This is a genomic window from Williamsia sp. CHRR-6 (genome assembly GCF_018474015.1).
In the GTDB taxonomy this organism is placed as follows: Bacteria; Actinomycetota; Actinomycetes; order Mycobacteriales; family Mycobacteriaceae; genus Williamsia_A.
In genome coordinates, this window is sequence record NZ_JAHCSG010000001.1 from 478,338 (window position 1) to 496,635 (window position 18,298).

Here is an 18,298-nt window from a genome sequence, read left to right on the forward strand (position 1 = left end):
GCGTCTGCGACCGTCTGTCCGCTACTGGACAGGCGGTCGTTTTTGGTTACCGGCCTCCTCCACAGCTAATTCCGGTGCGCGGGCGCGGCGCACCGACACCTCCCGCATTACCCCTCCGGTGACCCATTCCATGGACGTGGGCGGGTGGCTCGCGGGATAACTTCACCTATGCCCGAGGCCGTTTACCGCTCCGATTCCGTCATTCACGGCAGTGGGTACCCCCGGCGACAAATGGGTGTCGCTCCGCACGCGTTGGGCTCCCTCGAGCTGGGTTCTTCCATCGCGTGCGCGGCACCAGCCTCCCGATCGCGTCGGGGGGCTGCTGGCAGGGGGGCCGGTGGGGCATCGAGGCGCGGTCCGGCGCCGATGAAAAACGCCCCGACCCGTATGTCTACGGGGCGGGGCGATCGTCGTTTCGGAGTGGAGCTAAGGGGACTCGAACCCCTGACCCCCACACTGCCAGTGTGGTGCGCTACCAGCTGCGCCATAGCCCCGCAAGCATTGCGATGCACTGCCGGTGAACTCCGGCGGTACGGCAACCTGGTTGAAATTACACCATCGCCTGATACGGCTCCAAATCCCGCGACCGGCTTCGGCGGTGTCGGCAGCGGCCGACCTCAGGAGGCCAGTAGCTTGGTCAGCCACGCGGTGTCGTCGCCGACATCGGACACTGATCGGCCGGCGCTGAGCACCGACGGGGTGGCCACCGAGCCGCCCAGCGCGATGGAGAGCTGATCGTAGGCGAGGGTGGCCGACTGCTTGGCGTTGGGCACCTGCGACCCTGACGAGATGCATTGCTGTACCGACGAATCCGCGCCCACAGCGGCGGCCTTGGCGGCCAGATCGGTGTTGTCGTGATCGGTCTTGCCCTCCTCGGGCTGTTGCCGGTACAGCGTGCCGTGGTAGTCCAGCGCCTTCTCCGGTCCGGCCCCGACCTGTACACACCGCAGCGCTGCTGCGGCCCGCGTCGAGTAGTCACCCGACTTCGACCGCTTGTCGAGGAAGGTCAACATGTGGAAGCGGATACGCAGCTCACCCCTGGTGGCTGCGGCCGTCATCGCCTCGCCGTTGGTGGCCTCGAATTTCCTGCAGGCCGGGCACGAGAAATCCTCGAACACGTCGATGGTGTGCCGCGCCCCGGGCGTGCCGATGATCAGCGCCGCGTTGGTCTCGAGGATCTTCTCGTCGGCAGTGCCCTTCACCCCACCCTTGTCGCGGATCAGCACCGCGACCACGATCGCCACGATCACCGCCACCGCGGCCGCCCCGAGAATGTAGGCAGCCCGACTGGAGGTGGATCGTGGCTGATAGCCCGGCGCCTGCCGGGACCGCGGCTCAGCCACCACACACCGCGCAGGGGGCACGGTCACACATCACAGGGTCCTGAATCAACATGTAGCCCAGCCTATCCAAGGTGGACTCAGGGTTGGCTGACTCAGCTCCCACCTCGCACCGACGAGTAGATTCCCGGCTATGACGTCTTCTAACTCTGAGTCAGCGCAGGGGGCCTCCCCGACCTCCGATTCCGCCGACCTCACCCCGATCGTCGGCGCCCACGACGACGGCAACGGCACCGACGAGGTCGGGCACACCCACGCCGACGTCTCGGGCGGATTCCTGCGGGCCGCCACCTTCGGCGCCATGGACGGACTGGTGACCAACATCAGCCTGGTCGCAGGTGTCGGCGGATCCGGCGCCAGCGGTCACACGGTCATCCTCAGCGGTGTGGCCAGCCTGGTGGCGGGTGCGTTCTCGATGGCTCTGGGTGAGTACACCTCGGTCTCGACCCAGAACGAGCAGGTCGACGCCGAGGTGCGCACCGAGCGGCGCGAGCTGGCCACCAATCCCGAAGCCGAGACCGCCGAGCTCGCCGAGATGTTCATCGACATGGGTCTGACCGAAAAAACCGCTCGGACCGCAGCCGAGGAGGTGCACCGCGACCCAGAGCGAGCGGTGAACCTGCATCTCACCCAGGAACTCGGCCTCGATCCGAACGAGAAGCCCTCACCGATGTTGGCCGCGGTCTCGTCGTTCTTCATGTTCTCCCTCGGCGCGGTGTTCCCACTCATCCCCTACTTCTTCGGCAGCGAGCTCCTGTGGTTGGCGCTGCTGGTCGGCGGGATCGGACTGCTGGGTGCGGGTGCACTGGCGGCACGCTTCACCGACAAGCCGATCTGGTGGGGCGCGGTTCGGCAGTTGCTGTTCGGCGTGATCGCCGCCGGCGCCACCTACCTGGTGGGCTATCTCATCGGGACGCCCACGGCCTAGGCGTGCCCGTCCGCAGAGACCGGTCAGTCGTGTAGGGCTGCGTCGACCACGGACTGGGCCTGCGCCTGCACCTGTGCGAGATGCTCTGCGTCGACGAACGACTCGGCGTAGATCTTGTACAGGTCCTCGGTGCCCGAGGGTCGGGCGGCAAACCAGGCCCGATCGGTGACCACCTTCACGCCACCGATCGGTGCCCCGTTGCCGGGAGCCTCGGTCAGCACGGCGGTGATGGGGTCACCGGCCAGCGAGGTCGCGGTGATCGCCGACGCCGACAACGTCGCCAGCACCGCCTTCTGCTCTCGGGTCGCGGGGGCGTCGATGCGCGCGTAGACCGGATCGCCGTAGGTGGCCGCGAGTTCGCGGTAGCGCTGCGACGGGGTGCTGCCGGTGACGGCGAGGATCTCCGAGGCCAGCAGCGCCATGATGATCCCGTCCTTGTCGGTGGTCCACACCGAACCATCACGCTGCAGGAACGACGCCCCGGCGCTCTCCTCCCCACCGAAGGCGATCTCACCCGAGAGCAGGCCCGGGACGAACCACTTGAAGCCGACCGGCACTTCGACCAGCCGACGCCCGTGCCCGGCGACCACCCGGTCGATCATCGAGGAGCTGACCACCGTCTTGCCGATGGCCGCTGCCGGATCCCACTGCGGCCGGTGGGTCAACAGGTAGTCGATGGCGACGGCGAGAAAGTGATTGGGGTTCATCAGGCCGCCGTCGGGTGTGACGATCCCGTGCCGGTCCGCGTCCGCGTCGTTGCCGGTGGCGATGTCGAAGCTGTCCCGCGCTGAGATCAGCGATGCCATCGCATCGGCCGACGAGCAGTCCATCCGGATCTTGCCGTCGGTGTCGAGGGTCATGAACGCGAACTGTGGATCGGTGAGGGGGTTGACCACCGTCAGGTTCTGCAAGGTGTACATGAACCCGATCTCGGCCCAGTAGCCCACCGACGCCCCGCCCAGCGGGTCGGCGCCGATCCGGATCGCCGAGGTGCGGATCGCATCGGTGTCGATCACGTTCTTGAGACTGTCGATGTAGGTGGCACTGAACGGGTACTCCCGCACCCGATCGGAGGCCTGGGCGTCGGCGAACGGGATGCGAGGCACCTCCTTGACGCCACTGCGCAGCAGGTCGTTGGCCCGCGCCGCGATCGGCGCGGTGATCGTCGAGTCCGCAGGCCCCCCGTTGGGCGGGTTGTACTTGAACCCACCGTCGCGCGGCGGATTGTGCGACGGGGTCACCACGATGCCGTCGGCCCGATCGGGGTCATCGGCCGCCAGACCTGCGTTGTGCTGCAGGATGGCGCGACTGATCACCGGGGTCGGGGTGTGCCGGTCGAGTTGGTCGACGTAGACCAGCACGTCGTGGGCGACGAGCACCTCGATGGCGGTGCGCCACGCGGGCCGCGACAACGCATGCGTGTCGACGCCGATGAACAGTGGGCCGCCGATGCCTGCCGCCTGCCGGTGTTCGACGATGGCCGCGGTGGTGGCGATGATGTGCGATTCGGTGAACGCGGTGTCGAGGCTCGATCCGCGGTGCCCCGACGTACCGAAGACCACCTGCTGTGCGGGGTCGTCGGGGTCGGGAATGTTTCGGTAGTACGCGGCCTCGAGTTCTTCGAGGTCGACGAGATCTTCTGGCCGTGCCGGGGTGCCGGCCCTCTCATGCGCCATGGTGTGTGACCAACCCTTCCGGTGGTGGCGCGGGGTCGGCGCCGTCGACGATTCTGCCAAAGATGACCGGTCGGTATCGTGTGTGGCGTCCGTGTGGTTGTGCTGCGGACCGGCGTTGCGAACAGTTGCACCCCGACCGTCCGCACGCCATCCGACGACCCGTCCGAAAGGCCCTCTCCCGTGGCTCTGTCCTGCCCCGCCTCGAGTTCGAGCCGGGTTCGAGCGGCCGTGCTGGTGCTGCCCGGCGGAACCGATTTCAGCTACCGACCCTTCTCCTGGCGGTCCCCCTCTGCCTTGCGGATGTACCCGTTCACGCTCTCGATCGCCGCGCGCTTCGGCGGTCGGGTGGCTGTGGAGCAGGCCGAGTATCGGGTGTACGGCTGGAACGGCGAGCAGGCCAGCCCGATGCCGTACGCGCGGGCCGCGCTCGACCGGTTGGCTGCCCGTCACCCCGGGGTGCCCATTCATTTGATCGGCCATTCGATGGGCGGACGGGTGGGTGCGCATCTGGCCGGCGATCCCCGTGTACACGGGCTCCTCGCGCTGGCCCCGTGGTGGCAGTACGCGGATTGGCGGTTCATCGGTCGCAGCGTTCGTGTGGTGGCGATGCACGGCACCGCCGACACCCGCACATTTGCTCGCCGCACCGAGCATGGGGTCGCCGAACTGCTCCGGGCAGGAGTGGACGCCACGTACATACCGGTCGCGAACGGGGGACACGCGATGCTCGATCACATCGGCGACTGGCACCGCACCGCGATGGGCTTCGTGTCCACCGCCCTCGCCCGCTCGGCTGCACCGTCGGCCTCGCAGTCCCAGGCTCATCCGGCGGCACCCCGGTGAACGCCGTCCACATCAACCTGTTGACCGGGTGGTTTCCCATCGTGGTGCAGGTGGTGGCCGGGTCGGCGTTGCTCGCCGCGTTGGCCTGGCGACCGCGCCGATGGATCGCGCTGTGGGGCAGCGGATCGCTGGCGGTGGGCACCATCGGTGCCATCGCGATCTACTCGTACTTCAGCACCAACGACATGTCGCCGGACACCGCGCCGAGTGGTTTCTGGATCTGGATCGCCGTGGCCATCGCCGCTCCGGTGTTGCTGCTCGCAGGGGTCCGGAGCCGCCGCGTCACCGATCATCTGGCTGCGGTCATCACCATCCCGCTGGCGTTGCTGTGTGTCGCGGTGTCGGCCAACCTGTGGACCGGCTATTACCCCACCGCCTATCGAGCGTGGCAGGGCCTGACCGACGGCCCGTTGCCCAACCAGATCAGCGCCACCGAACTGCCCGCGCAGCGGGGCGTGCCCACGCCGGTCGGAAAGATCGTCGCGCTACGAGTTCCGCACGCGTTCAGCGGCTTTCATGCACGTACCGAGTTCGCATATCTGCCGCCGGCTTGGTTTCGCGGGCCGATCCCTCCACAGCTGCCGGTGGTCGTGATGCTCGGTGGGGTGATCAACACCCCCGACGACTGGGTACGCAGCGGGAACGCCGCACACACCGTCGACCGCTACGCGCGGACCCATGGCGGCCGGGCACCCATCCTGGTGCTGGCCGATCCGTCGGGCAGCATGAACAACGACACAGAATGCGTGAACAGCGCACGCGGCAACGTCGAGACCCACATCCTCGACGAGGTGCGCCCGGCGGTCATCGCGCAGTTCGGCACCGCCACCGCAGCGCGCGATTGGGCGCTGGCGGGCTGGTCGATGGGCGGTACCTGCGCGGTGACGATGGCGACCCGACACCCCGAGGCGTTCGGTTCGTTCATCGACATCTCCGGCGACATCGCACCCAACCTCGGTGATACCAAGAAGACGATCGCCGGCCTGTTCCACGGCGACGTGGGTGCCTGGGAAAGCTTTGATCCCAGCATCGTCATGCAGCGCCACGGACGCTACGACGATCTGGCCGGATGGTTGCAATCCGAGGGTCATCGCGGACGGCGGGGTCACCTGCACTCCTCGCAGATCACAGCCGCACGACACCTGTCCGAGATCGCCCGGGCGCAGGGCGTCGAGGTGGTCGAGCGTGATCTACCGGGTGCGCACACGTGGGAGTTCGCCGGCCGGGCCTTTGCAGATGCATTGCCGTGGTTGATGTCTCGCCTGGATGTGCCGCACGCGGTCTGATCTTCTAGACGCGCCGACACGGGGCCGCCGACGCGCTGATGCGTCGACGGCCCAGTTCGTTCAGATCATTCGGCGGGCCGAATCATGCAGGGACGTAGTCGAACACATCCGGGTTGGGTCCGGTGCGTCCCGACTCGCCCTGATCGAGGGCGTCGATGGAGGCCATGTCGGCGTCGGTCAGCTCGAAGTCGAAGATCTCGAAGTTCTCCCGCACCCGACTCGCGGTGGTGGACTTCGGAAAGACGATGTACCCGTGCTGGATGTGCCAGCGCAGCGTGACCTGTGCGGTGGTCTTGCCCAGACGCTCGGCGATGGCCGACAGGATCGGATCTCCCAGCACCCCGCCCTGGGCGATCGGAGACCAGGCCTCCACGGCGATGCCACGGCCGGTGCTGTCGGTGCAGACATCGCGGTTGGCGAAGTACGGATGGACCTCGATCTGGTTGATCGCGGGCACCACACCCGTTTCGGCGGCCAGCCGATCGAGGTGCGCGGGCTGGAAGTTGGAGACACCGATAGAGGTTGCGCGGCCGTCCTCGGCGAACTCGATCATCGTCTTCCAGGTCGACACGAAGTCCCCGTCGTACAGGGTGGGCAGCGGCCAGTGGATGAGGAACAGGTCAACGTGGTCGGTGCCCAGCTTGCGCAGGCTCTCATCGAGGGAGCGCCGCGCGTCATCGGGGCGATGGAAGCCGTTGTTGAGTTTGGTGGTCACGTAGATCTCGCTGCGGTCGACACCGCTGTCGGCGATGCCCTGCCCGACACCGGCCTCGTTCTGGTACATCTGCGCGGTGTCGATATGCCGATACCCGATCTCGATCGCCTGCCGGGTGGCCGCGGCCGTCTCCTCCGGCGCGATCTGGAAAACGCCGTAACCGAGCTGGGGAATGGTGGTTCCGTCGTTGAGGGCAATCAAAGGAACTGAGGTCATCTACGTCTCCTCGTTTGGGCTCACGCTGAACCCAATTGCGGGTCCTGTGCTGATGCCAACACGATGGCGGGCGAAGTGATTCCCGTGCGGCGGGCGGTCCCGATGACGGTGGGTTCAGGCGGTGGAAGCATTCTGGCTGGTGATGGCGGGTGAGGATGTGGGTATGCGCAGGATGTTGACGGCTGTGAAGTGCCCCAGGATTAGTTCCTATGTGGTTGCAAGGGCCGGGGTGGCGTGCCCGCGGGGGTGTGAGGCTGATCCTCGTGCGGCGCGCAGCTCTGGGCGGGGGTCTGCGCCGAGCTGGCCAACCGCGGCGTCGCTGATGTATTCGTCGTGTGCTGGGACGGACTGACCGCGCTGCCCAAGGCCATCGAGGCGAACTGGCCCGATTCGCTGGTCCAGACCTGCGTGGTGCACCCGATCCGCACGGCGATACGGTTCGTGACCCACGGGCCACGTACAGCCGTCGTAGCGGCCCCGCGGGCGCTCAACAGGAGTGACGGACAGGTGCCTCGCTTCGGAAGCCTGGTCCTTGCGCTCGGGTTGTCGGTGCCGCAAATATCCGGTTGGGGAACTTCAACGACAGACCTCTATTGACACCGCCATCCCCTTGCTTTACTTTCGCTTTACTAAAGTCCGTTCCAGGCAACAAAAGGCCCAAATGCGACATCACTTAACTATCTTCATCGCACTTATGACCTCACTCGCCATAGCTGGCACCGTCCTCGCGGGTCCGGCAGGCGCGACTCCAGACGCCGCCCCCGCGATCCCTGGAACAGTGACTGTCGATCAGCGCACATTCATTGAGTCCAGCCTGGGTTCACAAGCTGTAGAGGATCTTTCGGACGCGATATCAGAAACTAAGGCACTGCCAGTCGCAGCGGTTGCGATCGCTGCAGCAGCGTGGTGCGCACGCGGAGCGTTGGCAAGCGTGCCGACATCGGTTCTCGACGACATTTCGAACGGCGGCGCTGGAACAGCCTACGCACGCAACGCGATCATCGGCTGCCTAGGCGGCGAGATCGGAGGACTGGTCTGGAAGTTCTTACCCGCTTATCTGAAGAAGAAGGCGATCGAAGCCGTTGCCGCCTTCGTCATTCGGTACATACGCTGACCCGTGGGCTCAGCTATCGCACTGACGCTTGGCGGAGCCGTGGCGTGCGTCGTGCTGATGCTCGCAGCCGACACCGGCCGCCGTGGCGAGGCCACCAATGCGTCGATCGGCTACTCGGTCCCCGAGCACGTGAAGATCGACCCGGAATTGCGAAAAAGGGCAAACCAAATTCTTTTTCGACATTGCGCCACTGCCGCAGTGATCACCGGACTGATCGCCGTATTAGGAGCGCCGTACGCCCTGGGATTGATCGATGCAGACATATCGACAGCTGAGTTGGTGATAGCCGCAGGGATGGCTGGCGTTGCGGCGTTCATAGCGTTGCTGGGATTAGAGAGAATCAAGCAGCTGTAATTGTCTGCACCAAAAAAAGCGTCGCCCCGGCCGATGGCCGGGGCGACGCGGTGGAGCTGCCGGGAATCGAACCCGGGTCCTTCGTCATATCAGCAGGGCTTCTCCGTGTGCAGTTCGCTACGCCTCTACTCGGATCTCTCGGTCACGCGAACAAGCCGAGATGACGATCCCAGTCGCTGTTGGGTGTCCCGTCTGGCTCCGCGACCGAGCCAGACGGTGAGCCCCCTGAATGATGCCGGTACCCGGGGCGGGAGCACACCCGGGCCGACAGACACGCGCTCGCTCAGGCGGCGAGGGCGTAGTCGCGCTGATTGGAATCGGCGCTTAATTGGTTGCAATGACGCTTACGGTGGTCTCTTGCCTGCACCGACACGCTTCCCCTACATCAACGCACGCAGTCGAAACCGTTCAGCCCCGTGTAGGTGCCCGCCCGTATGACTCAGGCGGACACCTCATGGTAACAACCGACACCGACGAGATCATCCGAGTTTCGATCTTCGCGAGGTCACCCGCGAGTCCCTTCACCGCTCGGGGCTCAGCCGGGTATCCCTTTGACACGGCGGCCGAGTTCGCGGACCACCTCGCGGTTGGCGGTGCGTTCGGCGAGAGCACGTCGTTTGTCGTGGGCTTGCTTGCCCTGGGCCAGCGCCAACTCGACCTTCACCTTGCCGTCGTTGAAGTACATCGACAGCGGGACCAGAGTGAGATTGCCGGTCGCGATCTTGCCGGCCAGGGTGTCGATCTCGCGCCGGTGCAGCAGTAACTTGCGATTGCGGCGCACCGCGTGGTTGGTCCACGAGCCGTTGCCGTACTCGGCGATGTGCAGCCCGCGCAGCCACACCTCACCGTCGTCGATGGTGGCGAACGCGTCCACCAGCGAGGCCTTGCCGTCGCGCAGGCTCTTCACCTCGGTGCCCACCAGCGCCACCCCGGCTTCGTAGGTGTCGACGATGCTGTAGTTGTGCCGCGCCTTACGGTTGGTCGCGATGGCTTTGCGACCCTTCTCCTTCGCCATGGGTGTCACCTCTTCTCACTGGTCGTCGGTCATCGGGGGCGCCGGTGTGCCGGGCTGACTCTCCAGCCTACTGACCCGCGTCATCGGTGGGGAAATCGATTTCGGCTCCGACTGCGATGATGTGGTTCATGTCCGAACCCGTCCCCCTTCCCCCGCTCCGGCCGGCGCAGGTCGGCGACGCCGAGGCCATCGCCGACCTCCGCGACGACCTCGCCCGCTGGCTGATCGACTCCGGCGTGCACCAATGGCAACCCGGTGAGGTGACAGTCGCCGAGATCGCCGCAGGCGTGGGCGACGGGCAGTGGCATGTCGCCACCATCGATCACGAAGTGGTGGCCTGCGTGAAGCTGTCGTGGTCCGACCCCGACTTCTGGGGCGCCGACAACGCACCGGCCGGATACATCCACGGGTTGATGGTGCACCGCGATCATGCCGGCTCGGGCTGGGGCCGACAGATCATCGACTGGTGTGCTGACCGAGCCCGCGACGCCGGTCACGACCGTCTCCGGCTCGACACCGCCGCGCACAACACCACGATGGTCGACTACTACCGCGCGCGCGGATTCGACGTGGTCCGCGAGGCCGACCTGCCGCCGATGTACGGCCGCGAGATGCGCATCGTGTTGTTCGAACGCGTCATCGGCTGACCGGCCCGCTCAGATGCGGACGTAGAACCGCAAGGTGGCGTAGCCGGTCACGGTGGCCAGCCCGATTCCACCGAGCAACAGCCACGGCGACACGTACACCACGTCGCCCACGGTGATGCGGGCCAGGATGTTGACCCCATAGAGGTCGGCGAGCGCGCGGTCGAAGAACACCACCTTGGCGGCGAACAATCCGGCCACCGCCAACACCGATCCGATGATCGACGACACCACCGCCTCGAGGAGGAACGGTAGCTGGGTGTACCAGCGGGTGGCCCCGACCAGTCGCATGATGCCCACCTCGGTGCGCCTGGTGTACGCCGCGATCTGAACCGTGTTGGCGATCAACAGGATTGCCGCGATGGCCAGCACTGTGGCGATGGTGAACGCGGCGTTGCGGGTGCCGTCGAGCACGCTGAAGATGCGTTTGACCAACTCGCGTTGGTCGAGCACCCCGTCCACCCCCGCCGCCCCGCGGTACTTGTCCAACACCGTGCCGAAGCGGTCGGGGTCAGACATCCGCACCTTGAACGAGGCAGGCAGCGTGTCCTCCCGGATCATCGAGGCGATGTCGGGGTTGTTGACGAAGGTCTTGGTCTTGGCGTCGCGGAACGCCGCAGCCCGGTCGATGAACTGCACCGACTCGACGCCGTTCTCGTTCTCGATCTGCGAACGCAGCGTGGAACACGGTGCCGCGCGACACTCTGGATCGGCGTTGGCAACCTGATCGGAGATGAAGAACTGCATCTCCACCCGGTCGAGGAAGATGGTGCGGCTCTTGTCCGCCATCTGCACCACCAACAGACCGCCACCGAACATGGCCAGGGTGATGGCGGTGGTCAGCACCATCGCCAACGTCAAGGTGATGTTTCGGCGCAGGCCGGTGAGGACCTCTTTGAGGATGAAGCTCGCGCGCATGCGGTTCGGTGTCCCTTCGAACGCGGTGTCGGTCGGTGCTGGAAGTCGCTGCGGTCCTGGACAGTTCAGCCCACGCCGTACACGCCACTCTCGTCGTCGCGAACGAGGTGACCGAGGTTGAACTCCAACACCCGACGACGCATCGCGTCGACGATGTGGCGGTCGTGGGTGGCCATCACCACCGTGGTGCCGCGCCGGTTCACCCGGTCGAGCACGTCGACGATCTCTTCACTGGTCTCGGGATCGAGGTTTCCGGTCGGCTCGTCGGCCAACAGCAGCAACGGACGGTTGGCGATGGCGCGTGCGATGGCGACCCGCTGCATCTCACCGCCGGACAACTCGTGGGGCATCCGGTCGGATTTTCCGGCCAGCCCCACATAGTCGAGGACCTCGGGCACCACCCGTGCGATGGTGCTCTTGGGTTTCCCGATCACCTCCAGGGCAAAGGCCACGTTGTCGGCCACCGACTTCTGTTGCAACAGACGGAAATCCTGGAAGACACAGCCGATGGACTGACGCAGCAACGGAACTCGCCGACTGGGCAACTTGTTGACGTGGTAGTCGCCCACGTGCACCTCGCCGCGGGTCGGCTTGTCCTCCTTGAGCAGCAGCCGAAAGAACGTCGTCTTGCCTGAGCCCGACGGCCCGATCAAGAACACGAACTCGCCCTTGCCCACGTCGAGGCTCAGGCCGTCGAGGGCCGGGCGGCCGGCGGCCTTGTACTTCATCGTGACGTTGTCCAGGCTGATCACGGTGAGCCAGTGTAGACACGAAAGCTGAGTCCACGGCCCAAGCGCGCGGGGCGTCGGGGGCGGGGCTTGTCGGGAGCGGGGGTTGACCGGAGCGGGGGTTGTCGGCGGGTACCGCAGACCCGGGGTCGGGCTCAGGAGGTCGGGGGCACGGTGACCGTCGTCGTGGGCACCTCACCGGGTGCCGGCCCCGGGGTGATCGCCGACGGTGTGATGCCGGCGGGCGCTGACGATGACGATGACGCAGGGCTACCTGAATCCTGCGGTGGCCGAGCAGCACTCGCCGACGACGGCGTGGAGGTGACCGTGGTGACCGGCGAATTCTGTTGCACGGGTTCGGTGACGACCGGCAGCGTGATGCTCGGCGGCCGGTTCTGCTTGTCGATCTTGTCGTAGTGATCGACGCGCTGCCCGTAGAGCGTGAGCAGGCCGACGAACAACAACACCAGGATGACTGTGCCGGTGCGCGCACGGCCACCGAACAGGTGGCGCGGCAGGAGGCGCCGCAAACGGGTCCCGGATACGGGTGCCGCAGCAGGCCGCGATTGCCCAGACGAGTCCGGCCCCACCGCGGCAGGCGCTTCCCCAGGGGTGGGGCGCGGATCGGGTTCGGCTGTGGGAATGCTCATTCGGCCTGCTCCGTCGATCGTGGCGGGACGGGCACACCCGATCCGGTCAAGGCGACGGTCACCTCGGGGCTGCCGGTGGCCAATGCGATCCCGGCGCGTCCGAAGGTGCGCACGATCCGCGCACGCAGGTCCCGGCTCACCTCGAACTGCTTGCCCGGCAACGTTCGCGCCACGATCCGGACCGTGACCGCGTCGATGTCCATCTCGACGACACCCATCGCGGTCGGCGCGTCGAGCAGCAGCGGACGCATCCGTTGATCGGCGAAGGTCTGTTCACCGATGGTGTGCAGCAGATCGTTCACCCGGCTCAGGTCGGTGCCTGGGGGCAGCGGGATGTCGACCACCGAGCGCGCCCAGTCCTTGGACAGATTGATCGCCTTGACGATCTGGCCGTTGGGCACGGTGATCACCTCACCGTCGATCGAGCGGATCTTGGTGATCCGCAGCGTCACGTCTTCCACCGTGCCCGAGGCGGTCTCGGGTGAACCGATGACCGCGAGCTCCACCACGTCGCCGAACCCGTACTGCTTCTCGGTGATGATGAAAAAGCCCGACAGCAGGTCTTGCACTATGCGCTGCGCACCGAAACCCAACGCGGCCCCGATCACCGTCGCCGGAGCGACGAATCCGGTGATCGGCACGTCGAAGATGCGGATGATGTTGACTGCGGCGAACAGGTACACGATGACGATGGCAACCCAGGAGACGACCTGCGCCATCGAATGCCGGTGCTTCGAGGTCTCCGACCGGACCAACTCGTCGCTGGTGGTGAAGTCGTTGTCGATGCGGGTGGTGATCCGCTTGGACACCCATTGGATGAACCGGGTGGCCAGCAATGCGCCCACGATGAACAACAGGACTTGCAGACCTTCCAGCGAGAGCCATCGGATCAGCCGATCACTGCCCGCAGGACCCGTCGCCAACACGTGCACCATGTCGCGCCTAGCCGTCCTGAGTGGCCATGCGCCACCGGATTCCGGCTTCGATGAAGCCGTCGAGGTCACCGTCGAGCACCGCCGAGGGGTTGTTGACCTCGAACTCGGTCCGCAGGTCCTTCACCATCTGATACGGGTGCAGCACATAGGAACGCATCTGATTGCCCCAGCTCGAGCCGCCGTCACCCTTGAGCGCGTCCATCTCGGCGCGCTCTTCCTTGCGCTTGACCTCCAGCAGCTTGGCCTGCAGCACCTTCATGGCGGCGACCTTGTTCTGCAGCTGGCTCTTCTCGTTCTGGCAGGTCACCACGATGCCGGTGGGGATATGGGTCAGACGCACCGCGGAGTCGGTGGTGTTGACCGACTGTCCGCCGGGACCCGACGAGCGGTACACGTCGACGCGCAGATCGTTCTCGTCGATGTCGATGTGGTCGGTGGTCTCGACCACCGGAAGCACCTCGACCTCGGCGAACGATGTCTGCCGCCGTCCCTGGTTGTCGAACGGGCTGATCCGCACCAGGCGATGAGTGCCCATCTCCACCGACAGCGTTCCGTACATGTAGGGCGCCTTGACCGCGAAGGTCGCGCTCTTGAGCCCGGCCTCCTCGGCGTAGGAGGTGTCGTAGACCTCTACGCCGTAGTCGTGTTTCTCGGCCCACCGGATGTACATGCGCATCAGCATCTCGGCCCAGTCGGCGGCATCGACACCGCCGGCGCCTGAGCGGATGTTGACCAGCGCGTCGCGGGCGTCGTACTCGCCGGCGAGCATGGTCTTGACCTCCATGGCCTCGATGTCGGTACGCAGTGTGCTCCGCTCGGCGTCGGCATCGGCCAGCGCCGCTGTCTGGGCGTCGCCCACTTCGTCCTCGGCGATCTCGTAGAGCACCGGCATGTCGTCGAGCCGCGACCGCAGCTCACGAACCCGACGCAGTTCGCTCTGGGCATGACTGAGCTCGCTGGTCACCTTCTGCGCGTGCTCCTGGTCGTTCCACAGATCAGGGTCGGCGGCCTGGTGTTCGAGTTCGTCGATGCGGCGGGCCAGCTCGTCGAGGTCGAGCACCTTCTCCACGGTGGTCAGAGTGGTGTCGAGGGCCTCGAGGTCTGCCTGTACGTCGGGTTGCACGGTTCACCAGGCTACTGCGCCGGCGCGCCGGACCGAATTCGCGACCGGCCGCAACGGCGCGCGGGGTTCAGAACAGTTCTTTGGGTGGCTGCAGCTGGCCGAAACTCCAGGTGGAATCGACCTTGCCGGGCTTGTAGACCACCGGCAGGTCATCTCCGAGCTGCGGCCAGCGTGCCGCAGCCGCCACCACCATGTGCCCGTAGACATCGGTGGGGTGGGTCTCGGGCCCGATGATGGTGCCCGAGATGGTGCAGAAGACCTCGCCGTTCTTGTCGCCTTCGCCTGGACGATCACTGACCCCGGTCACGGTCAAGGTCCCTTCGCGCAACTGCGCAGCAGCTGCGGCGCTGAGCCCACCACCGGTGCCGCGGGAGCGCTGGAACTGCCGCACCGTCAGCACCAGCAGAGCCGCGAACGCCAGGATGAACAGAAAAGTGATGAACATCGAGCGCTCCTCTCGGTGCGATGCCCGCATCTGAGGCATTGGCGACGGTGTCCTCTACTCTACCGGCATGACCTCCTCCGACCCTGGTGTCGCCGGGTCCTCGTACGCCGCTGACCTCCAGCTCGCCATCGAGCTGGCCGACCACGCCGACGCCATCACCCTGGACCGATTCGGCGCCCTGGACCTGCAGGTGTCGGACAAACCCGATCTCACGCCGGTCTCCGACGCCGACCTCGCCACCGAGACCGCGTTGCGCGGCGCACTGGGCCAGGCCCGCCCCGATGACGCGATCCTGGGTGAGGAGTTCGGCGGCGCGGTGGCCCTGACCGGTCGCCAGTGGGTGATCGATCCCATCGACGGAACCAAGAACTTCGTCCGCGGGGTACCGGTATGGGCCACCCTGATCAGCCTGCTCGTCGACGGCACCCCGGTGGTGGGGGTGGTCTCGGCACCGGCCCTGACCCGCCGCTGGTGGGCGGCCACCGGAGCCGGCGCCTACGCCCGCGACCCGCACGGCGTCAGCCGCGCCATCTCGGTGTCCCGGGTCGATGCGGTGTCCTCGGCGAGCCTGTCGTTCTCCAGCCTCACCGGGTGGGCTGATCGCGGGTCCCGTGAGCAGTTCATCGAGCTGACCGATCGGGTGTGGCGGGTGCGCGCCTACGGCGACTTCTACAGCTACTGCCTGCTCGCCGAAGGAGCGATCGACATCGCGCTGGAGCCAGAGGTGTCGTTGTGGGACCTCGCGCCACTCGATGTCCTGGTGCGCGAAGCCGGTGGACGCTTCACGGATCTGACCGGCCGCGCCGGCCCCCACGGCGGCAGCGCGGTGGCCAGCAACGGCCACCTCCATGAAGCCGTGCTCGCCGGTTTGGCGTGAGCTGGACCTCGGTTCCTCGGCTCAGCTGACCGACGGGAACAGGCCACTGCCGGTCGCGGCAGCCACCGCCCGCACCACGCCGTAGCCGATCCAGACCGCGGCTACGGCGTAGACCAGCGGGTTACTGACCAACCGCCCGACCGGTGCCAGGTCACGACGGGCCAGCAACAACGCACCCGACGCCATCACCAGCACCGCGACGAAGGCCATACTCAACGACCCGAATGCGTTGTAGGAGAAAGCGGCGCCGAGGTCACCGTGGGCGGTGGCGATCCAACTGCGGGTGAGTCCACAGCCCGGACACGGCAGTCCGGTGAGCAATCGGACCGGGCACATGATCGGCCCCGACGAACTGAGTGACTCGGGGATGACGGCGGCGGCGACGAGCGCGGCTGCGCCCGCCGCCGCCGCAGCCGATACGGACGGGTTGTCACGGACCACGTCGACACGCGAAGCACTCACGCAATCCACGGTGCCACGAACCGACGTCATCGGGTGGGGCTTATTTGAGCGGCAGGCCGTTGGAGTCCGGCAGCTTGCGCAGGACGATCAGGATGAAGTCGATGATCGTCCAGATCCCCAACCCACCACACGTCAGCAACTTGGCGATGCCGAGCCCGGTGTATCCGAGGTAGAAGCGGTCGATCCCGAAGCCTCCGAGGAAGAACGACAGCAGCACGGTGGTCAGCCATTCCTTGCCGGAGAAGAGTCCTGGGACCTGGCTGACCGGGAACCAGTTGCTTGAGGCGGTGCGCACCTGGGTCTCGGGTTTGATCTGCCCGGTGCGGGTCAGATTCTGCAGGTCAGTGAAGGTCATGGGCCCTTGCTCCTGGCCCAGGATGGATGCGAAGAAGGTGTCGCCATGCGGGTTGGGCGCCGGCGGCGGACTCATCGGAGGTTGCGTCATGGCGCACACCATATGCGACATATGACCGTTTTAACCAGGGGTGTCGACGCGCGGTTCACCGCATGTTCTCCAGACCGCGGGTGTGACCCTCGTGACATCTTTCTTACTCCCCGGTAAGATGGACCTTACCGCCGAGTAAGGTCGGGACCGTCCGTGGGAAGACCACACCACATCGTCAACGAAAATGCAGGTGCGAAATGTCTACTCAAACCGAGCCTCGCGACACCTCTGCGGTGGGCAAGGCGCTGCCCAAGCAGAACGGCTTGGGCGCGGCCATGCGATTCCTCTCGACCCTCACCGGGTCGGACCTCGCCGAGAAGTTCGGGCTGCGCGAACCCATCAACCGGATCGCCTACCAGGCCACCAAGACCGGATTCCAGACCCTGGGCGCCGCCAACCGCACCTTCAAGTCGGCCCAGGGCGGTAGCCAGCCCAAGCGCCTGCCGTCGGCATCCAAAGACGTTTTCAGTCTCGCCCCCGACGACGAGCAGAAGATGATCGCCGAGACGGTGCGCGAGTTCGCCGAGGAGATCGTGCGCCCTGCGGCTCACGACGCCGACGAGGCCGCCGCTGCCCCCGAGGACCTGCTGGCCCGCGCGGTCGAGCTCGGCATCACCATGATCAACGTGCCCGAGGAGTTCGACGGCGCCGCCGATGAGCGCAATGTGGTGACCAACGGCCTGGTCGCCGAGGCGATGGCATACGGCGACATGGGGCTGGCCCTGCCCCTGCTGGCTCCCAGCGGCGTGGCCTCCACCCTCACCCAGTTCGGCAGCGAAGGTCAGCAGAAGACCTACCTGCCCGACTTCGCCGGCGAGACCGTCCCGCAGGCCTCGGTCGTCATCGCCGAGCCACGCGCGCTGTTCGACGCGTTCGACATCACGACCAAGGCCACCCGCGTGCCCTCGGGCTACAAGCTCGACGGCGTCAAGTCGTTCGTGCCCGCCGCCGGCTCGGCTGAGCTGTTCATCGTCGGCGCCGTGCTCGACGGTCGTCCGGCCCTGTTCATCGTGGAATCCGACTCCGACGGCCTGATCATCGAGGCCGATCCCGGCATGGGAGTGCGCGCTGCGGGCATGGGTCGCCTGCTGCTCAACAACGTGTCGGTGCCCACCTCGGCGCTGCTCGGTGAGCAGGAGGGTGACGCCGCGTTCGCCGCCTACCGCGACGTGGTGCGCCTGGCCCGCCTGGGCTGGTCGTCGCTGGCCGTGGGTACCGCACAGGCCGTTGTCGACTACGTGGTCCCCTACGTCAACACCCGTGAGGCGTTCGGCGAGCCCGTCTCCAACCGCCAGGGCGTGGCGTTCACGGTGGCCGTCATGGCCACCGAGGTCGACGCCTTGCGCATGGTCACCTTGCGCGGCACCTCGCGCGCCGAGCAGGGCCTGTCGTTTGCCCGCGAGGCCGCGCTGGCCCGCAAGCTGGTGTCGGACAAGGGCATGCAGATCGGCTCAGACGGTGTGCAGATGCTCGGTGGCCACGGATTCACCAAGGAACACCCGGTCGAGCGCTGGTACCGCGACCTGCGCGCCGCGTCCATCGGCGAAGGCATCGTCGTCCTGTAGATCTTCGAACGCCCACTGT

The 18,298-nt window shown here is 66.4% G+C and carries 20 protein-coding genes, 1 tRNA gene, 1 other RNA gene and 1 pseudogene; 9 read left to right on the top strand and 14 right to left on the bottom strand.

All coding sequences use genetic code 11. The annotated features are described in order from the left end of the window. Positions 1-421: 421 nt before the first annotated feature. Positions 422-494, bottom strand: a tRNA-Ala gene (locus KIK15_RS02220). A gap of 123 nt (positions 495-617) precedes the next feature. Continuing rightward, positions 618-1,370 carry a thioredoxin domain-containing protein gene (locus KIK15_RS02225; protein ID WP_307851699.1) on the bottom strand — a complete coding sequence of 251 codons (753 nt, stop codon included), beginning with the start codon at positions 1,368-1,370 and terminating at the stop codon, positions 618-620. A 103-nt stretch (positions 1,371-1,473) separates the two neighbouring features. Here KIK15_RS02225 and KIK15_RS02230 point away from each other — a divergent pair, with 103 nt between their 5' ends. Then, positions 1,474-2,268 carry a VIT1/CCC1 transporter family protein gene (locus tag KIK15_RS02230; protein ID WP_214242508.1) on the top strand — a complete coding sequence of 265 codons (795 nt, stop codon included), beginning with the start codon at positions 1,474-1,476 and terminating at the stop codon, positions 2,266-2,268. A 23-nt stretch (positions 2,269-2,291) separates the two neighbouring features. Here the strand turns inward: KIK15_RS02230 and pgm are convergent, their stop codons facing one another. Further along, the gene (pgm, locus tag KIK15_RS02235) at positions 2,292-3,944 is read right to left on the bottom strand and encodes a phosphoglucomutase (alpha-D-glucose-1,6-bisphosphate-dependent) (protein ID WP_214242509.1); all 1,653 of its coding nucleotides are present in this window, start codon (positions 3,942-3,944) and stop codon (positions 2,292-2,294) included. Positions 3,945-4,172: 228 nt separating this feature from the next. Here pgm and KIK15_RS02240 point away from each other — a divergent pair, with 228 nt between their 5' ends. Together KIK15_RS02240 and KIK15_RS02245 are read left to right on the top strand one after the other, a co-directional pair. Beyond that, complete coding sequence (locus tag KIK15_RS02240) at positions 4,173-4,787, top strand: alpha/beta hydrolase (protein ID WP_307851700.1); 615 nt, start codon at positions 4,173-4,175, stop codon at positions 4,785-4,787. After that, positions 4,784-6,073, top strand: a complete 1,290-nt coding sequence (locus KIK15_RS02245) for an alpha/beta hydrolase-fold protein (protein ID WP_214242510.1) — start codon at positions 4,784-4,786, stop codon at positions 6,071-6,073. The genes KIK15_RS02240 and KIK15_RS02245 overlap by 4 nt, the downstream gene beginning before the upstream one ends. Positions 6,074-6,155: 82 nt before the next feature. Here KIK15_RS02245 and KIK15_RS02250 read toward each other — a convergent pair whose 3' ends face one another. Then, a complete protein-coding gene (locus tag KIK15_RS02250) occupies positions 6,156-7,004 on the bottom strand; it encodes an aldo/keto reductase (protein ID WP_214242511.1) in 849 nt (282 codons plus the stop codon). Positions 7,005-7,271: 267 nt separating this feature from the next. On the opposite strand from KIK15_RS02250, the pseudogene KIK15_RS02255 reads away from it, so the two are divergent. From KIK15_RS02255 to KIK15_RS02265, 3 genes and pseudogenes are all read left to right on the top strand, one after another. Beyond that, a pseudogene (locus tag KIK15_RS02255) lies at positions 7,272-7,481 on the top strand (transposase); the annotation flags it as partial. A gap of 301 nt (positions 7,482-7,782) precedes the next feature. Beyond that, positions 7,783-8,118, top strand: a complete 336-nt coding sequence (locus KIK15_RS02260) for a hypothetical protein (RefSeq protein WP_214242512.1) — start codon at positions 7,783-7,785, stop codon at positions 8,116-8,118. 3 nt (positions 8,119-8,121) lie between these two features. Beyond that, positions 8,122-8,472 (top strand): hypothetical protein, encoded by a 351-nt coding sequence (locus KIK15_RS02265; protein WP_214242513.1) that lies wholly within the window; start codon positions 8,122-8,124, stop codon positions 8,470-8,472. Positions 8,473-8,520: 48 nt separating this feature from the next. Here KIK15_RS02265 and ssrA read toward each other — a convergent pair. Together ssrA and smpB are read right to left on the bottom strand one after the other, a co-directional pair. After that, positions 8,521-8,888, bottom strand: a transfer-messenger RNA (tmRNA) gene (gene ssrA, locus KIK15_RS02270). Positions 8,889-9,007: 119 nt separating this feature from the next. Then, positions 9,008-9,487 (bottom strand): SsrA-binding protein SmpB, encoded by a 480-nt coding sequence (gene smpB / locus KIK15_RS02275; protein WP_214242514.1) that lies wholly within the window; start codon positions 9,485-9,487, stop codon positions 9,008-9,010. Positions 9,488-9,615: 128 nt separating this feature from the next. Between smpB and KIK15_RS02280 the strand changes: the two genes are divergently transcribed. Then, positions 9,616-10,134 carry a GNAT family N-acetyltransferase gene (locus tag KIK15_RS02280; RefSeq protein WP_214242515.1) on the top strand — a complete coding sequence of 173 codons (519 nt, stop codon included), beginning with the start codon at positions 9,616-9,618 and terminating at the stop codon, positions 10,132-10,134. 9 nt (positions 10,135-10,143) lie between these two features. On the opposite strand, the gene ftsX is transcribed toward KIK15_RS02280, so the two are convergent. The 6 genes from ftsX to KIK15_RS02310 form a co-directional block, all read right to left on the bottom strand. Further along, positions 10,144-11,049, bottom strand: coding sequence for a permease-like cell division protein FtsX (ftsX, locus tag KIK15_RS02285; RefSeq protein WP_214242516.1), 906 nt, complete (start codon positions 11,047-11,049; stop codon positions 10,144-10,146). Between the two features lie 65 nt (positions 11,050-11,114). After that, on the bottom strand, positions 11,115-11,801 hold the full coding sequence (ftsE, locus tag KIK15_RS02290) for a cell division ATP-binding protein FtsE (protein ID WP_214242517.1): 687 nt from the start codon (positions 11,799-11,801) through the stop codon (positions 11,115-11,117). A gap of 131 nt (positions 11,802-11,932) precedes the next feature. Further along, positions 11,933-12,427, bottom strand: a complete 495-nt coding sequence (locus KIK15_RS02295; RefSeq protein WP_214242518.1) for a hypothetical protein — start codon at positions 12,425-12,427, stop codon at positions 11,933-11,935. Further along, positions 12,424-13,362, bottom strand: a complete 939-nt coding sequence (locus tag KIK15_RS02300; protein WP_214242519.1) for a mechanosensitive ion channel family protein — start codon at positions 13,360-13,362, stop codon at positions 12,424-12,426. Before KIK15_RS02300 ends, KIK15_RS02295 begins: the two co-directional genes overlap by 4 nt. 7 nt (positions 13,363-13,369) lie before the next feature. Continuing rightward, on the bottom strand, positions 13,370-14,485 hold the full coding sequence (gene prfB, locus KIK15_RS02305; RefSeq protein ID WP_214242520.1) for a peptide chain release factor 2: 1,116 nt from the start codon (positions 14,483-14,485) through the stop codon (positions 13,370-13,372). Positions 14,486-14,552: 67 nt separating this feature from the next. Beyond that, positions 14,553-14,930, bottom strand: a complete 378-nt coding sequence (locus tag KIK15_RS02310; protein ID WP_214242521.1) for a hypothetical protein — start codon at positions 14,928-14,930, stop codon at positions 14,553-14,555. 67 nt (positions 14,931-14,997) lie between these two features. On the opposite strand from KIK15_RS02310, the gene hisN reads away from it, so the two are divergent. Then, positions 14,998-15,807, top strand: a complete 810-nt coding sequence (gene hisN / locus KIK15_RS02315; RefSeq protein WP_214242522.1) for a histidinol-phosphatase — start codon at positions 14,998-15,000, stop codon at positions 15,805-15,807. 21 nt (positions 15,808-15,828) lie between these two features. On the opposite strand, the gene KIK15_RS02320 is transcribed toward hisN, so the two are convergent. After that, positions 15,829-16,269 carry a DUF2752 domain-containing protein gene (locus KIK15_RS02320; RefSeq protein WP_214242523.1) on the bottom strand — a complete coding sequence of 147 codons (441 nt, stop codon included), beginning with the start codon at positions 16,267-16,269 and terminating at the stop codon, positions 15,829-15,831. A 40-nt stretch (positions 16,270-16,309) separates the two neighbouring features. Further along, positions 16,310-16,714, bottom strand: a complete 405-nt coding sequence (locus KIK15_RS02325) for an NINE protein (protein ID WP_250323901.1) — start codon at positions 16,712-16,714, stop codon at positions 16,310-16,312. Positions 16,715-16,911: 197 nt separating this feature from the next. Between KIK15_RS02325 and KIK15_RS02330 the strand changes: the two genes are divergently transcribed. After that, positions 16,912-18,279, top strand: coding sequence for an acyl-CoA dehydrogenase family protein (locus KIK15_RS02330; protein ID WP_214242524.1), 1,368 nt, complete (start codon positions 16,912-16,914; stop codon positions 18,277-18,279). The last annotated feature ends 19 nt before the right edge of the window (positions 18,280-18,298 follow it).

What these genes read in the sequence shown, in the direction of transcription:
- KIK15_RS02230 (WP_214242508.1), top strand. Translation starts at nt 1,474, where the DNA reads ATGACGTCTTCTAACTCTGAGTCAGCGCAGGGGGCCTCCCCGACCTCC.
- pgm (WP_214242509.1), bottom strand. Translation starts at nt 3,944, where the DNA reads ATGGCGCATGAGAGGGCCGGCACCCCGGCACGGCCAGAAGATCTCGTC.
- KIK15_RS02250 (WP_214242511.1), bottom strand. Translation starts at nt 7,004, where the DNA reads ATGACCTCAGTTCCTTTGATTGCCCTCAACGACGGAACCACCATTCCC.
- smpB (WP_214242514.1), bottom strand. Translation starts at nt 9,487, where the DNA reads ATGGCGAAGGAGAAGGGTCGCAAAGCCATCGCGACCAACCGTAAGGCG.
- KIK15_RS02280 (WP_214242515.1), top strand. Translation starts at nt 9,616, where the DNA reads ATGTCCGAACCCGTCCCCCTTCCCCCGCTCCGGCCGGCGCAGGTCGGC.
- ftsX (WP_214242516.1), bottom strand. Translation starts at nt 11,049, where the DNA reads ATGCGCGCGAGCTTCATCCTCAAAGAGGTCCTCACCGGCCTGCGCCGA.
- KIK15_RS02295 (WP_214242518.1), bottom strand. Translation starts at nt 12,427, where the DNA reads ATGAGCATTCCCACAGCCGAACCCGATCCGCGCCCCACCCCTGGGGAA.
- KIK15_RS02300 (WP_214242519.1), bottom strand. Translation starts at nt 13,362, where the DNA reads ATGGTGCACGTGTTGGCGACGGGTCCTGCGGGCAGTGATCGGCTGATC.
- KIK15_RS02310 (WP_214242521.1), bottom strand. Translation starts at nt 14,930, where the DNA reads ATGTTCATCACTTTTCTGTTCATCCTGGCGTTCGCGGCTCTGCTGGTG.
- hisN (WP_214242522.1), top strand. Translation starts at nt 14,998, where the DNA reads ATGACCTCCTCCGACCCTGGTGTCGCCGGGTCCTCGTACGCCGCTGAC.
- KIK15_RS02325 (WP_250323901.1), bottom strand. Translation starts at nt 16,714, where the DNA reads ATGACGCAACCTCCGATGAGTCCGCCGCCGGCGCCCAACCCGCATGGC.
- KIK15_RS02330 (WP_214242524.1), top strand. Translation starts at nt 16,912, where the DNA reads ATGTCTACTCAAACCGAGCCTCGCGACACCTCTGCGGTGGGCAAGGCG.